Annotated in this window: 12 protein-coding genes; 8 read left to right on the top strand and 4 right to left on the bottom strand. The window is 72.1% G+C overall.

Features of this window, described 5'->3' with window-relative positions; genetic code table 11:
* Window positions 1–121 precede the first annotated feature (121 nt).
* From ACFWEP_RS09800 to ACFWEP_RS09780, 5 genes are all read left to right on the top strand, one after another.
* Entirely contained in the window at window positions 122–853 is a 732-nt protein-coding gene (locus ACFWEP_RS09800; RefSeq protein WP_387368288.1) for a hypothetical protein, read from the top strand.
* Window positions 854–969: 116 nt separating this feature from the next.
* A complete protein-coding gene (locus tag ACFWEP_RS09795; protein ID WP_387368286.1) occupies window positions 970–1,716 on the top strand; it encodes a VanZ family protein in 747 nt (248 codons plus the stop codon).
* 9 nt (window positions 1,717–1,725) lie between these two features.
* Complete coding sequence (locus ACFWEP_RS09790; protein ID WP_387368283.1) at window positions 1,726–2,436, top strand: response regulator transcription factor; 711 nt, start codon at window positions 1,726–1,728, stop codon at window positions 2,434–2,436.
* On the top strand, window positions 2,429–3,508 hold the full coding sequence (locus ACFWEP_RS09785; protein WP_387368281.1) for a sensor histidine kinase: 1,080 nt from the start codon (window positions 2,429–2,431) through the stop codon (window positions 3,506–3,508). The genes ACFWEP_RS09790 and ACFWEP_RS09785 overlap by 8 nt, the downstream gene beginning before the upstream one ends.
* Window positions 3,509–3,641: 133 nt before the next feature.
* Window positions 3,642–4,076 (top strand): VOC family protein, encoded by a 435-nt coding sequence (locus ACFWEP_RS09780; RefSeq protein ID WP_387368279.1) that lies wholly within the window; start codon window positions 3,642–3,644, stop codon window positions 4,074–4,076.
* A gap of 31 nt (window positions 4,077–4,107) precedes the next feature.
* On the opposite strand, the gene ACFWEP_RS09775 is transcribed toward ACFWEP_RS09780, so the two are convergent.
* The 4 genes from ACFWEP_RS09775 to ACFWEP_RS09760 form a co-directional block, all read right to left on the bottom strand.
* Complete coding sequence (locus tag ACFWEP_RS09775) at window positions 4,108–5,718, bottom strand: cation acetate symporter (protein WP_387368277.1); 1,611 nt, start codon at window positions 5,716–5,718, stop codon at window positions 4,108–4,110.
* Window positions 5,715–6,197 (bottom strand): DUF485 domain-containing protein, encoded by a 483-nt coding sequence (locus ACFWEP_RS09770; protein WP_387368275.1) that lies wholly within the window; start codon window positions 6,195–6,197, stop codon window positions 5,715–5,717. The genes ACFWEP_RS09775 and ACFWEP_RS09770 overlap by 4 nt, the downstream gene beginning before the upstream one ends.
* Window positions 6,198–6,453: 256 nt before the next feature.
* Complete coding sequence (locus ACFWEP_RS09765) at window positions 6,454–8,043, bottom strand: MFS transporter (RefSeq protein WP_387368273.1); 1,590 nt, start codon at window positions 8,041–8,043, stop codon at window positions 6,454–6,456.
* A gap of 99 nt (window positions 8,044–8,142) precedes the next feature.
* Window positions 8,143–9,078: a LysR family transcriptional regulator gene (locus tag ACFWEP_RS09760; RefSeq protein WP_387368271.1), complete on the bottom strand. Its 936-nt coding sequence runs from the start codon at window positions 9,076–9,078 to the stop codon at window positions 8,143–8,145.
* A gap of 173 nt (window positions 9,079–9,251) precedes the next feature.
* On the opposite strand from ACFWEP_RS09760, the gene ACFWEP_RS09755 reads away from it, so the two are divergent.
* The 3 genes from ACFWEP_RS09755 (at window position 9,252) to ACFWEP_RS09745 (ending at window position 14,187) form a co-directional block, all read left to right on the top strand.
* On the top strand, window positions 9,252–10,493 hold the full coding sequence (locus ACFWEP_RS09755; RefSeq protein ID WP_387368269.1) for an MFS transporter: 1,242 nt from the start codon (window positions 9,252–9,254) through the stop codon (window positions 10,491–10,493).
* 326 nt (window positions 10,494–10,819) lie between these two features.
* The gene (locus ACFWEP_RS09750; protein ID WP_387368267.1) at window positions 10,820–11,608 is read left to right on the top strand and encodes an ABC transporter ATP-binding protein; all 789 of its coding nucleotides are present in this window, start codon (window positions 10,820–10,822) and stop codon (window positions 11,606–11,608) included.
* Window positions 11,605–14,187: an ABC transporter permease gene (locus tag ACFWEP_RS09745; protein WP_387368265.1), complete on the top strand. Its 2,583-nt coding sequence runs from the start codon at window positions 11,605–11,607 to the stop codon at window positions 14,185–14,187. Before ACFWEP_RS09750 ends, ACFWEP_RS09745 begins: the two co-directional genes overlap by 4 nt.
* Window positions 14,188–14,271: the final 84 nt, after the last annotated feature.

Here is a 14,271-nt window from a genome sequence, read left to right as displayed (position 1 = left end):
AGCGGCCACTCCTGTTGCCCGTACTCGTAGTGGGCTTTCCTGTTCGTCTGACGAGATGGTCACCCGACTGCTTCAGTGGGGATCCCGGCAGGCACCTGACGATGTACAGGAGTGGCGCAGCATGGCGACGGACGCCCATGACGAATCGGATCAGCCGCCGTCCATACGTGGGCAGCGAGTCCTCGATCTCCTCGACAAGGCGATCGACGCCCAGAACCCCCTGGTGCGCAAGAACATCGCCCGAGCCCGCCAGCGGAACCCGGACGCGACGCCGGAGCAGGTGATCCGCAGCCTGGAGCGCATGTACGTCAGCGCCCTGACCGGGACGGGAGCCGCCGTCGGCGGCGCCGCCGCCGCGCCCGGCGTCGGCACGGGAGTCGCGCTGGCGCTGTCGGCGGGCGAGACGCTCTCCTCTCTCGAGATGAGCGCCCTGTTCGCTCTTTCGGTCGCCGAAGTCCACGGAGTGCCCATCGACGAGATCGAGCGGCGCCGGACGATCGTGCTCGGGATCATGCTCGGGGGGAGCGGCACCGCCACCATCAGCAAGATCGCCGAACGGACGGGGCAGCACTGGGGGCGTCAGATCGTCGCCAAGGTGCCCGTCGGGACCCTGCGTCAGATCAACAAAGTCCTCGGCAGGCACTTCATCACGAAGTACGGGACGAAGCAGGGCATCATCGTCCTCGGCCGGGTGGCACCCTTCGGCATAGGCGCCGTGATCGGCGGGGGCGCCAACGCCGGCCTCGCCGCCCTGGCAGTGCGGGCCGGGCGTCGTGCCTTCGGTCCGCCGCCGACGTCGTGGTCGTCGCCGACGAGCAGCACCCCGCCCGCGTTCGAGGACTCGCCGGGCTGATCCCGTCCTGGAGCCGGCGGTCCGAGCAGCCCGGTGCCGGTCCGCCGCCCCGCATATCGCCGGCGTATCGAAAACCGCATACGCCACGGCAACAGGTCGCCGTGTCCCATGGCGGCATGACCCGACCCGCGTCCCCGTCGGCCCGGCCCGCAGCAGCGCCCGGAGGCCCGCCCGCCACCCCGTCCCGCCCCGGCGCGGGCGGGATCGTGCTGCTCTGCCTGGTCGTTCTGGGCCTGGCCGGTGGCGCGTTCATGGTGCGGCGGATGCTCCTGATGCCCGCGCGCGGATGCGCGGCCTTCCAGTGGCACGGCTGCTTCGACACGTTCAACGGTGTGGTGCTGATGACGTTGGTCCTGCTGCCGGTGGCCGTACTGGTGGCGGCGGCCCTGGCGGGGCGACGGCGGGCCGCCGGGGTCGCGGGGGCGTGGCGGAAGTCGTTGGCCGAGGCGGGGATGGTTCACGGGACGGTGCCGTTCCTGTGGCTGACGATGATGCCGGGCGCGATGGCAGGGAAGGTCCCCGGCCGCTTCAGCCTCGTACCGTTGCGCGACCTCGCCACCATGGGGGCGCTCGGGATCGCCGGAAACCTGCTGGTCTTCGCGTCGCTGGGGTTCTTCGCCCCGCTGCGGTTCGCGGCGATGGCGTCCCTGCGACGCGTCCTGGCGCTCGGGGCGGGATGCTCGGTGCTGGTCGAGACCGCGCAGTACGTCCTGCGACTGGACCGGGTGTCCTCCGTGGACGACGTCCTGGTCAACACCGCCGGAGCCGTACTGGCCGGGCTGGCGTCCCGGCGCTGGTGGCGGGGGAGCGGGGTACGCCCGACGGGCGGCGGGATGCCCGAGGGGCGTACGGCGGGCCCGTAGGCTTCGGGCATGCGTGTGCTGATCGTGGAGGACGAGCCCTACCTCGCCGAAGCCGTCCGTGACGGCCTTCGGCTGGAGGCGATCGCCGCCGACATCGCCGGTGACGGGGACACCGCCCTGGAGCTGCTGAGCGTCAACTCCTACGACCTCGCGGTCCTCGACCGGGACATCCCCGGCCCGTCCGGCGACGAGGTCGCCCGGCACATCGTCGCCTCCGGGGGCGGCACCCCGATCCTCATGCTCACCGCCGCCGACCGGATCGACGACAAGGCGTCCGGGTTCGGGCTCGGGGCCGACGACTATCTCACCAAGCCGTTCGAGCTCCGCGAGCTGGTGCTGCGGCTGAGGGCGCTCGACCGCAGGCGCGCCCACGCCCGGCCCCCGGTCAGCGAGATCGCGGGCCTCCGGCTCGACCCCTTCCGCCGGGAGGTGCACCGCGACGGGCACCACGTCGCCCTCACCCGGAAGCAGTTCGCCGTGCTCGAAGTCCTGGTCGCCGCCGAGGGCGGCGTCATCAGCGCCGAGGAGCTGCTGCGGCGGGCCTGGGACGAGAACGCCGACCCCTTCACCAACGCGGTCCGCATCACCGTCTCCGCGCTGCGCAAACGGCTCGGCGAACCCTGGCTCATCGCCACCGTGCCCGGCGTCGGCTACCGCATCGCCACGGGAGGACCGGACCGCACCGACAGCGGACCGGACGCGCCCGGTCCCCGTGCGTAGACGACCGGGGCTCAGCGTCCGGACGAAGCTCACCCTCAGCTACGCCGGATTCATCCTCCTCGCCGGTGCGATCCTGCTGGCCGTGGTGTGGGGGTACGTGCTGCGCTATCTCCCCGACAACGACCGGGGCCTGCTCGGGATCAACCCCAACCGGAACGTCGTCCTGCACGTCTTCGCTCCCGCAGCCGCCTCGGCCCTCGTCTTCCTGCTGGTCTTCGGCCTGCTGGGGGGCTGGTTCCTCGCCGGACGGATGCTCGCGCCCCTCACCCGGATCACCGCCGCCGCCCGGACCGCCGCACGCGGCTCGCTCTCCCACCGGATCGCCATGGAGGGCGGGCAGGACGAGTTCCGCGAGCTCGCCGACGCCTTCGACACCATGCTCGAACGGCTGGAATCGCACGTCGCCGAGCAGCAGCGGTTCGCCGCGAACGCCTCGCACGAACTGCGCACCCCGCTGGCCGTCTCGAAGGCGCTCCTCGACGTCGCGCGCACCGACCCCACGGGGGACCGGCGGGAACTCGTCGAACGCCTCCACACGGTCAACACCCGGGCGATCGAACTCACCGAGGCCCTGCTGCTGCTCAGCCGGGGCGACCGCCGGGACTTCACCCGCGAGGCCGTCGATCTCTCCCTTCTCGCCGAGGAAGCCGCCGAAACGCTGCTCCCGCTCGCCGAACAGCGCGGGATCACGCTCGACGTCACCGGCGGGCCCGCGCACGTGTCCGGCTCCGCGACGCTCCTGCTGCGGGTGGTGGCCAACCTCGTCCAGAACGCCGTGGTCCACAACCTCCCCACCGGCGGCACCGTCACCGTCCACACCGAGTACGGGCAGCGTGCGGGCCTGCTGCGGGTGGAGAACACCGGGCCGCGGCTCCCCGCCGGCCTGGTGCCGACCCTCACCGAGCCCTTCCGGCGCGGTACGGAGCGCGTCCGCACCGACGAGCACGCGGGCGTCGGCCTCGGTCTCGCCCTCGTACAGAGCGTCGTCCGCGCCCACGACGGGACCCTCGGCCTCACACCCCGCCCCGGGGGCGGCCTCGTCGTCACCGTGCGGCTCCCCGGAACACCGTGACGGCCGCCCGGCGGACGAGACGCCGTGACGGCCGCCCGACGGGCGAGACGCCGTGACGGCCGCCCGACGGGCGAGGTGACGCGCCGGGTCGACGACAGCCGTGGCGCGAACGGTCGCGGATACCGTGGCACCCATGGAACAGCGCATCAGTCTGGTCACGTTGGGTGTCACCGACCTCGCCCGCGCGCGGTCGTTCTACGAGTCCCTGGGCTGGGAGGGGCAGACGGTCCAGGACACCGTCTTCCACCAGGCGGGCGGCCTCGCCTTCGTCCTCTGGGCGCGCGAGAAGCTCGCGCGGGACTGCGGCCTCGAAGACACCCGCCAGTCGGGTTTCGGCGGGATCGCGCTCGCGCACAACGTCCGCTCGCCGAGGGAGGTCGACGAACTCCTCGCCACGGCCGAGTCCGCGGGCGCCACCCTCACCCGGCCCGCCGCCACGACGTTCTACGGCGGCTACGCCGGGGCGTTCGTCGACCCGGACGGCCACGCCTGGGAGATCGCGCACAACCCGGGCTTCACACTCGCCGCCGACGGCTCGCTCACCCTCCCCGACTTCGACAGCCTCTGACCCCGGGCCCGGTGGCCGTGGAGGACGCCCGTCACCGCCGTGTGGCCGGGGGCGCGCCCGCCAGGATCCACGGCTCGACCTGCTCGTAACGGCGGCGCTCCTCGGCGGCGGGCCGGCGGCCGAGGACCGTACCCAGCCAGCCCGCGAGGAAGCCGACCGGGATCGAGACCAGCCCGGTCGTCGTGTACGGGAACCAGTTCGCGTCCACGTCCGGGAAGACCGCCCCCGGGGTTCCGGAGATCAGGTTGGTGCCCGACATCAGCACCACCACTCCGGTGGTGCCCACGATCAGGGTGCAGAGCAGGCCGGTACGCGTGAACCGCCGCCAGAACAGGCTGTAGACGAGCGCCGGAGCGAGCGCGGACGCGCCGACGCAGAACGAGAAGATCGCCAGCGCCTGGACGTTCCAGTGCCGGGCCACGACCGCGAGCACCGTCGCGAGGATGCCGACGCCGACCGCCGCGCCCTGGGCGGTCACGATCTCGGTACGGGGAGCGGGGGCGGGCCGGTCCTCGCGGGCCAGACCGTGTGCGAAGAGGTCGTGGGCGAGGGAGTTGGCACAGGCCAGGGTCATCCCGGCGACCGAGGCGAGGAGCGTCAGGAAGATCGCCGTGGTCATCGTCGTGGCGATCAGCGCCCCGGTGCGGCCACCGCCCGCGACCACGCTGGTCACCTGGAGGATCGCGCTGCTGCCCTGGCTGCCGCCCGCCGACACGGCCCCGTGGCCGACGAGGGCGGCGGCACCGAACCCGATCACGGTGAGGAACACGCAGACGAGGGCCACCGCCGACACCGCCCACGACAGCGAACGCCGCACCGCCCGAGCGCTCTTGACGGCGGACATCCGCATGATGATGTGCGGCAGGCAGGCGGCGCCCAGCACCACGGTGAGCTCCGAGCTGATCATGTCGAGGTCGTCGCCGCCGTACTGGAGCCCCGCCCGCAGATACGCGTCCCCGGCCCCGCTGCGCCGTGCCGCCGCGGCGAGCAGCGCACCGGTGTCCCACCGGAAGCGGTCCAGGATCAGTACGGAGATCAGCAGCCCCGCTCCGAGGAGCGTCACCGTCTTCAGGATCTGGATCAGGGCGGTGGAGCGCATCCCGCCGATCGTGGCGTAGCTGATCATCACCGCACCCACGGCGGCGATCGCGCCGGTGCGGAATCCGGAGCTGTCGAAGCCGAGGATGAACGCCAGGAGGTTGCCGCTGCCCGCCAGTTGGACCGCCATGAAGGGTACGAGGGCGACGAGTGTGACCGTGCAGGCGGTGATCCGGACAGCGCGCCCGGGGGAGCGGCGGGCAAGCACGTCCCCCAGGGTGAACCGGCCCGCGTTGCGCAGGGGTTCGGCCAGCAGGAACATCACCAGCATGAGCGAGAGGACCGTGCTCAGCACGAGGACCAGACCGTCGTAGCCGGTGAGCGCGATGACGCCGGTGGTACTGAGGACGGTGGCCGCAGAGAGGTAATCACCCGCGATGGCAAGGCCGTTGCGGAGCGGCGCCAGATTTCCGTACCCGGTGTAGAACTCCTCCAGGTTGTCCCGGTCGGGGCCGGCCAGCACGCAGAGCAGCAGCACGATGGTGGCCACGGCGATGAAGACCACGAGGGACGTCGCCTGCGCGGACTCGTCGAAGCCGGTCATCGGTCGGTTCCCCAACTGCTCGGCCGTACGGCGGAGTCGGTGCGCCGGGCGCGTTGGCGCAGTTCGGCGGCGAGCGGGTCCACGGTGCGCCGCGCGGTGCGCTCGTAGAGCGCCACGGCCAGGAGCGCGATGGGGAGTTGGGCGAGTGCGAGCAGCAGCCCGAGGTTGAGGCCGCCGACCCCGACGCCCCTGCCCATCAGTCCGGGGGCGTACGCGGAGAGGGCCAGGATCACCGTGAAGTAGCCGAGCGCCGTGACCGTGGAGACCCGGCGCAGCACCCGGTACGAGGTGCGCAGCCGCCGCAGGTCGCGGTGGCGGCCCGGTGCCTGCGAGCGGGTGCCCGGCGTCGCCGGGAAGCGTGACACCGGGGGTTCGGGCGGCGGGGAGCTCTGCCAGGGGAGCAGGTAGTCGCGCTGGAACGGTGGCGGCGGGGGAGGGAGCTCAAGGGGCTCGCGTGGCTCGGGTTGCGCGTGAGACATGGGCAGTGCTGCTCCTTGCACGAGCCGGTACGAGGGGGACTGCAAGGCACGCGGACGGGACTGCTGGTGGCATCGTGGCGACGTTACTCACGGGTAGCGAGCGGTTGGTCAAGAATGGCCGAAGTGCCGCTGCAAATAGGCCAGTTGGCGACCTTGCGCGAATCGGCGGAATGCGCGCCGCCCGGCCTGGGCGCGCGGTGAGCGGGCCGGAAGGCGCGACGACCGGCCGGGGCGTGCGGGGAGCGGGCCGGGTGCCTCAGTGCCCGCCCGCGCTCTGGGCCGGCTCATCGGCGACCACCGGGAACCGCTTCGGGGCCACCACGAGCAGGACGAGCAGGGCCAGGGCGGCAGCCGCCGCCGCGCCCAGGTACACATGGTCGACCGCCGCGTCCACCGCCCGCCGCAGGGTGTCGGCGGCGCGGGCCGTCAGCGCGCCCGGGTCCTCCAGCGCGCGCGAGACGGAGTCCAGATCACCGGGCAAGCCGGCGGTGCCGTCGAGCCGGGTCGCCAGGGTCGCGTTGGCGACGGCGCCGAAGAGGGCGGCGCCCACCGACTGGCCGAGCTGGCGGCAGAAGAGGACGGAGGCCGTCGTCGTACCGCGCTCGGCCCACCCCACCGTCGACTGGACGCCCACGATCAGCGGGAGCTGGAAGAGCCCGAGCGAGGCGCCGAGGAGCAGCATGATCAGGACCGGTTGCCACACCGCCCCCGGGTAGGGCAGCGCGGGGAACGCGAGCAGCACCAGCAGCGCGCCGCCCATGCCGATCATCGCGGTGGAGCGGAACCCGATCCGCCCGTACACCCGGTTCGACAGGGCCGCCGACACCGGCCAGCTCAGCGTCATCACCGAGAGCACGAAGCCGGCCGGGATCGCCCCGAGCCCGAGCACCGACTGCGCGTACGTCGGCAGGAACACGGTCGGCGCCACCATCAGCAGGCCCATCGCGCCCAGCGCCAGATTGACCGCCGCGATCGGGCGCCGCCGCCACACCCACCCCGGCACGATCGGGTCGACCGCGCGCCGCTCCACCGCGACCGTCAGTGCGGCGAGCACCACGCTCGCCCCGAACAGGGTCAGCGACGGTACCGAGAACCAGTCCCAGGCGACCCCGCCCTGCACGAGGGCGGTCAGCAGCAGCGCGGTGGAGGCGAAGATGCCGAGCGCGCCCGCCCAGTCGATCCGGGTCGCCGTGGCGGGGCGCGGGCGGGACGGCTCGTGGAAGTGGCGTACCACCAGCCAGAGCGCCAGGGCGCCGACCGGCAGGTTCACCAGGAAGATCCAGCGCCAGTCCGCGTACGTGGCGAGCAGACCGCCGATCGCGGGCCCCGCCACGGACGAAGTCGCCCAGACCGTCGATATCTTGGCCTGGATCTTCGGGCGCTCCTTGAGCGGGAAGAGATCGGCCGCGATGGTCTGCACCGTCCCCTGGAGCGCCCCGCCGCCCAGACCCTGGACGACCCGGAAGGCGATCAGCGCCGTCATGTTCCACGCGGACGCGCAGAGCAGCGAACCCACCGCGAACAGCACGATTCCGGCCACCAGCACGGGCTTGCGGCCGAAGGTGTCGGAGAGCTTCCCGTACACCGGCAGGGTGACGGTCACCGCCAGCAGGTAGCCGGAGAACAGCCACGAGAACACCGTGAACCCGCCGAGGTCGCCGACGATCTGCGGTACCGCCGTGGAGACGATCGTGCCGTCCACGGCGGCCAGCGCCATCGCCACCATCAGCGCCGCGACGACGGCCCGGGGCACGGGGGGACGCGGCGACGCCGCCGGATCCGGGGCGGTGGCGGGGTCGCGGCCCGCGTCGGTGCCGTCCGGGTTGCTCGTGGCGCCCACAGACATTCCTTCCCCCTGCACGTATCTGCCGGGGACCACTGTCTCACTCCGTTCGGCACGGGGTCTGCCGCTCTCTGCGGCGGGTGCGCTCGGCGCGCGGGGCGCTCAGTGCGCGAGCACCCAGTCCGGCACCCAGGTCCCGGCGGCACCGTGGCCGGCCGTCGCGGTGGCGAGGTGGGCGCGGAGGGTGGCCAGCGCCGGGTGGGGGTTGTCGCGATGCCAGAGGAGCGAGTGCGGGTAGACGGGCGTCGGACCGGTCACCGGGATGCGGCGCAGGCCGTGGCCGGCGGGCCAGATGAGGCGGGAGTGCTCGCCCATGAAGGTGGCCAGGGCCGGGGTGTCGGCGATGGTGTCGAGGAGCGCGTCGGAGCCGAAGTTGGGGCCGGTCGCCTCGATGGTGAGGCCGAACTCGGCGACGAGGTCGTCGTAGTAGGCGGCCCATTCGGTACCGGGGGTGAGACCGGGCATCCAGATCCGGTGCCCGGCGAGCTGGGCGACGGTCACCGACCGGGCGTCCGCCAGTGCGTGGGCGGGGCCGGTGAGGAGCTGGAGCGGCTCGTCGAGGACCCGGACGGAGACGATGTCCTCGGGAAGGGGCCGGCCGGGCGCGGCGACCGCACGGAAGGACGCGTCGATCGCACCGGACCGGATGGCGGTGACGGCGGTCTCGATGTCGAACAGCATCATCACGTCGAGCTCGATACCGGGGTGCGCGCGATGGAAGTCGCGCATCAGGCCCGACTGCGCGCTGCGCGAGGTGATCACGTCGACGCGCAGCGGACGGCTGCCGGGGCGCACGGACGCGCGCGCACGCTCGGCGACGCGCAGCAGCTCGCGCGCATGGGGCAGGAACGCCCGCCCGTCGATGGTGAGTTCGGCGCCGCGTGGGGCGCGGGTGAACAGCCGGACGCCCAGGTCGCGCTCCAGCGCGGCGACGCGTTTGGAGACGGCCTGCTGGGTGATGGACAGGTCGGCGGCGGCCTGCCGGAACTGGCCCGCTTCCGTGACGGCGACGAAGGTGCGTACTGCTTCGAGGTCCACGCCGACCCACCTTAGGCCTGTCCGACAGGAATGGCCGGACAGGCTTGCTGAACAACCGATGGTTGTGGATTTCCGGTCCGCCGGTTGTTTGACCTGCGATGGTCGCGCCCGATTGTCTCTCCCGGGTCAACGTCGGTTTGTTCGAACGGGTCCTCAAGGGGAGTGTGCTGGGCATGGGCAGAACGCGGTTGGGCCGGCCGTTCGGCTGGCTGTGGGCGTCGTACGCGGTGAGCGCGTACGGGTCCGGGCTCGGATTCGGGGCATTGCCGCTGATCGCCGTGCTGGCGTTGCGCGCCGGCCCCGCCGAGGTGTCCGCACTGTCCGCAGTGGGGCCGGCGGTGGGTGCGCTGATCGCGGTGCCGCTCGCGCCGTGGGTGGAGATCCGGCGCAAGCGCCCGGTCATGATCATGATGGATCTGGCCAGATGCACGGCCATGGCGACGATCCCGGTCGCCTACGCCCTCGGACGGCTGGGTCTCGTCCAGCTCTTCGTGGTCTCGGCCGTGGTCGCCGCAGCCAAGATCGCCTTCAACGCGGCGAGCGGCGCCCACCTCAAGGCCCTCGTGCGACCGGACGACCTGCTCGTCGCCAACGCCCGGTTCGAGTCCACGAACTGGAGCTCCATCGCGGTCGGGCCGCCGCTGGGCGGGGCGGCGATCGGCCTGTTCGGGCCGGTCACCACCGTGGTGGCCGACGCGCTCAGCTACCTGCTCTCCGCGCTGGGCATCACCGCGATTCGCGGCCGGGAAGAAGCACCGCGAGCGACCGGAAAGAGCCCGTTCGGGGCGGGCGCACCGCTCGACGGCCTGCGGCACCTCATGGGCCACCCCGTTCTGCGGCCCCTCTACCTCAACCAGGTGGTCGTCGGCGGGCTGATCATGGCCACCGAACCGCTGCTGGCCGTGCTCCTGCTCCGCACGCTCGGGTTCCCGCCCTGGCAGTACGCCCTCGCCTTCGCCGCCCCCTGCCTCGGCGGGCTCATCGGCTCCCGGCTGGCCCGCCGTGTCGTGGCCCGCTTCGGCCGGCACCGGGTCTTCCGGATCGTCGGCACCCTGCGTGCCGTCTGGCTGATCGGCCTGGCCTTCGTCGGCCCGGGTGTCGTCGGCCTCGTCACCGTGATGGCCGTCGAGCTGGCCATCATCGTCAACATGAGCCTGTACGGCCCGGTGCTCGCCACCTACCGGCTCGAACACACCCCCGAGCATCTCGTCGCCCGCACCCTGACGGCATGGTCGATCGGCCAGCAGGCGTCCATCGCCGTCCTCACCGCACTCGCCGGGCTGCTCGCTGACGTCACCGGGCCGCGCACCGCTCTCGCGGTCGCGGGGCTGCTCATCCTGGCCACACCGCTCCTGCTGCCCGGAGAGGACCGGACGGCACGGCACGAGCCGGTCCCCACCGGCAGCCACCCGTGAGCCCGGCGGCACGGAGCCCCACGGGCGCGCCGCCGTACGAGCCCGGGGAGGCGCCGGCCGGCGGACGACCGGGGGGTTCCCCCTCCCGCCGTCTCCAGGGCGAGGGGGGTTACCCCCACCGTCTCCAGGACGAGGCCTGTTCCGCGAACCCCTAGGGGAACCTCCCCCCAGCGCCCAAGGGGACGGTCCTCCCCGTGGACGACGTGATCGGGGCACGTCATTCCCTAGCGTATTCATCAGGTCGCGGAGTGCGGCCGGTGACGGTGGACGGGTGGGGTCCACCGCGTTCGCAGGGCGGTGTACGCCCGACCCCGGAGGAGAGAATCGTGACGACGGCTGTGACCAATCCCAGGCACGGGGGCGCCGGAGAACGGACTGCCGTGGCAGCGCGAGCACGTCAGGTGGTGAAGGCGTACGGCACCGGCGAGACCCGGGTCGTCGCCCTCGACCACGTCGATGTCGACATCGCACGCGGCGAGTTCACCGCGATCATGGGCCCGTCGGGCTCCGGCAAGTCGACGCTGATGCACTGCCTGGCCGGTCTCGACACGGTGTCCTCCGGCGAGATCTTCCTCCACGAGACGATGATCACCGGCCTCAAGGACAAGAAGCTCACCCAACTCCGCCGCGACCGCATCGGGTTCATCTTCCAGGCGTTCAACCTGCTGCCGACGCTGAACGCGTTGGAGAACATCACGCTGCCGATGGACATCGCGGGCCGCAAGCCCGACGCCGCCTGGCTCCAGCAGGTCGTGGAGACCGTGGGCCTCGGCGACCGGCTGAAGCACCGGCCGACGCAGCTCTCCGGAGGCCAGCAGCAGCGCGTCGCGGTCGCCCGCGCGCTGGCCGCCCGGCCCGAGATCATCTTCGGCGACGAGCCGACCGGAAACCTCGACTCGCGGGCCGGCGCCGAGGTGCTCTCCTTCCTCCGCACCTCCGTGGACCAGCTGGGCCAGACCATCGTCATGGTCACCCACGACCCGGTCGCCGCGTCCTACGCGGACCGGGTGCTCTACCTCGCGGACGGCAAGATCGTCGACGAGATGCGCAACCCCACGGCCGACCAGGTCCTCGACCGGATGAAGAACTTCGACACCCGTGGGCGGACGTCATGACCGTCTTCAAGACCTCGCTGCGCAACTTCCTCGCGCACAAGGGGCGGATGGCCCTCTCGGCCGTCGCCGTCCTGCTGTCGGTGGCCTTCGTCTGCGGCACGCTCGTCTTCACCGACACCATGAACACGACGTTCGACAAGCTCTTCACGGTCTCCGCGCCGGACGTCTCGGTCGGCCTCAAGTCGGCCGAGGAGCCCGACGCCGTACCGGACTACGGCAAGCCGGAGACCATGCCGGCCTCGCTCCTCGCGCAGGTCGAGAAGGCCGAGGGCGTCAAGTACGCCGAGGGCCAGGTCTCCACCGTCCAGGTGACGCTCGTCGACAGTCACGACAAGAACCTCAGCCCGGAGACCGGTGCCCCGACCATCGCGGGCAACTGGACGCGCAACGACCTGCGTTCGATGAAGATCAGCTCGGGCCACGCGCCGCGCGGACCCACCGAGATGATGATCGACTCGGGCACCGCCGACAAGCACGGCCTGAAGCTCGGCGACGAGCTGCGCACCATCACCTCGGCCGGTGACCTCCGGGCGAAGATCGTCGGTATCGCCGAGTTCACCGTCACCAACCCCGGCGCGGCCATCGCCTACTTCGACACCGAGACCGCCCAGACGAAGCTCCTCGGCCGCCCCGACTCGTACAGCATGATCAGCGTCACCGCCGAACCCGGCGTCTCGGACGCCCAGTTGAAGGCCAACGTGGCGACGGCGCTCGGCGACACCTCGCTCTACACCCTGAAGACGCAGGCCGAATCGGCCGAGGACGGCAAGGACTCCATGGGGTCCTTCCTCGACGTGATGAAGTACGCGATGCTCGGCTTCGCCGGAATCGCCTTCCTCGTCGGCATCTTCCTCATCGTCAACACCTTCTCCATGCTGGTCGCCCAACGCACCCGCGAACTCGGCCTGATGCGCGCCATCGGCTCCAGCCGCCGCCAGGTCAACCGCTCCGTACTCGTCGAAGCCTTCCTCCTCGGCATCGTCGGCTCGGTCCTCGGCGTCGCGGCGGGCGTCGGGCTCGCGGTCGGCCTCATGCAGCTGATGGGCGCCGTCGGCATGGAGCTGTCCACCGACGACCTCACCGTCGCCTGGACCACCCCCGTCGTCGGCCTCGCGCTCGGCATCGTCGTCACCGTGCTCGCCGCTTACGTACCCGCCCGGCGTGCCGGGAAGGTGTCGCCGATGGCCGCCCTGCGGGACGCCGGTACCCCCGCCGACGGCCAGGCCGGACGCGTCCGCGCCGCCCTCGGCGTCCTCCTCACCGGCGCCGGCGCCGCAGCCCTCTGGGCCACGGCGAGCGCGGACGAGGCGAAGGGCGGATCGGTCCTGCTCGGTGCGGGCGTGGTCCTCACCCTCCTCGGGTTCATCGTGATCGGCCCGCTCCTCGCCGGAGTCGTCGTACGGGCGCTCAGCGCGGTCCTGCTCCGGTTCTTCGGCCCGGTCGGCCGCATGGCCGAACGCAACGCCCTGCGCAACCCGCGCCGCACCGGAGCCACCGGCGCGGCCCTGATGATCGGCCTCGCCCTGGTGGCCTGCCTCTCGGTCGTCGGCGCGTCCATGGTCGCCTCCGTCAGCGACGAACTCGACAAGTCGGTGGGCGCGGACTTCATCGTGCAGACCGCCGACGGCCAGCCGATCGTGCCCCAGGCCGCCAAGGCCATCGAGGCCGTCCCCGGCCTGGAGCACGTCACCCACTACACCTACCTCAACGCCACCCTGACCTCCCCGGACGGCGGCAAGGACGACGACGGCCTGGTCGCCGCCGACTCCAGCTACCAGCAGGACGTGCACCGCGAGGTCCTCTCCGGCGACCTCGCCGCCGCCTACGCCGAGGACGCCGTCGCCGTCGGCGAGGACTACGCGACGAAGCACGGCGTCAAGGTCGGCGACTCCCTCGACGTGGCGTTCAAGGCCGGCGGTACGGCGAAGCTCACGGTCGCCGCCGTCATGTCCGACGACACCAGCATCGACGGCGGAGCGAAGTACATCGGCCGCGCCACCGCCGCCAAGTACATCGCCGCCGACCAACTCCCCGACAGCCTGCTGATGTTCGCGCAGGCGAAGGACGGCCAGGAGGAGACGGCCTACGCGGCGCTGAAGAAGGCCCTCGCGCCCTACCCGGTCTACCAGCCCCGCAACCAGGCCGACTACAAGGAAGACCTCCAGGACCAGGTGGGCCAACTGCTCAACATCGTTTACGGCCTGCTCGCGCTCGCCATCGTCGTCGCGGTGCTCGGCGTGGTGAACACCCTCGCTCTCTCCGTCGTCGAACGCACCCGGGAGATCGGCCTGTTGAGGGCCATCGGCCTCTCCCGCCGGCAGCTGCGCCGGATGATCCGCCTGGAGTCGGTGGTCATCGCCCTCTTCGGTGCCCTGCTCGGCCTCGGCCTCGGCATGGGCTGGGGAGCCTCCGCCCAGCAACTCCTCGCGCTGGAAGGACTCAACGCGCTGGAGATCCCCTGGCCGACGATCATCACCGTCTTCGTCGCCTCCGCCTTCGTCGGCCTGTTCGCCGCCCTCGTACCGGCCTTCCGGGCCGGGCGGATGAACGTCCTCGCCGCCATCGCCACGGACGGCTGAGCGGTCGGCCGGGTGGTCCGGCCGAGTGGGCGGCCGGGCGCCGCACCGAGCACCACCGGCACCCCGCGACGTTCCTTGGAGCGT

Origin of the sequence: Streptomyces sp. NPDC060198 (genome assembly GCF_042728415.1) — a bacterium.
GTDB lineage: Bacteria > Actinomycetota > Actinomycetes > Streptomycetales > Streptomycetaceae > Streptomyces.
This window is presented reverse-complemented; position numbering and strand designations above follow the sequence as displayed.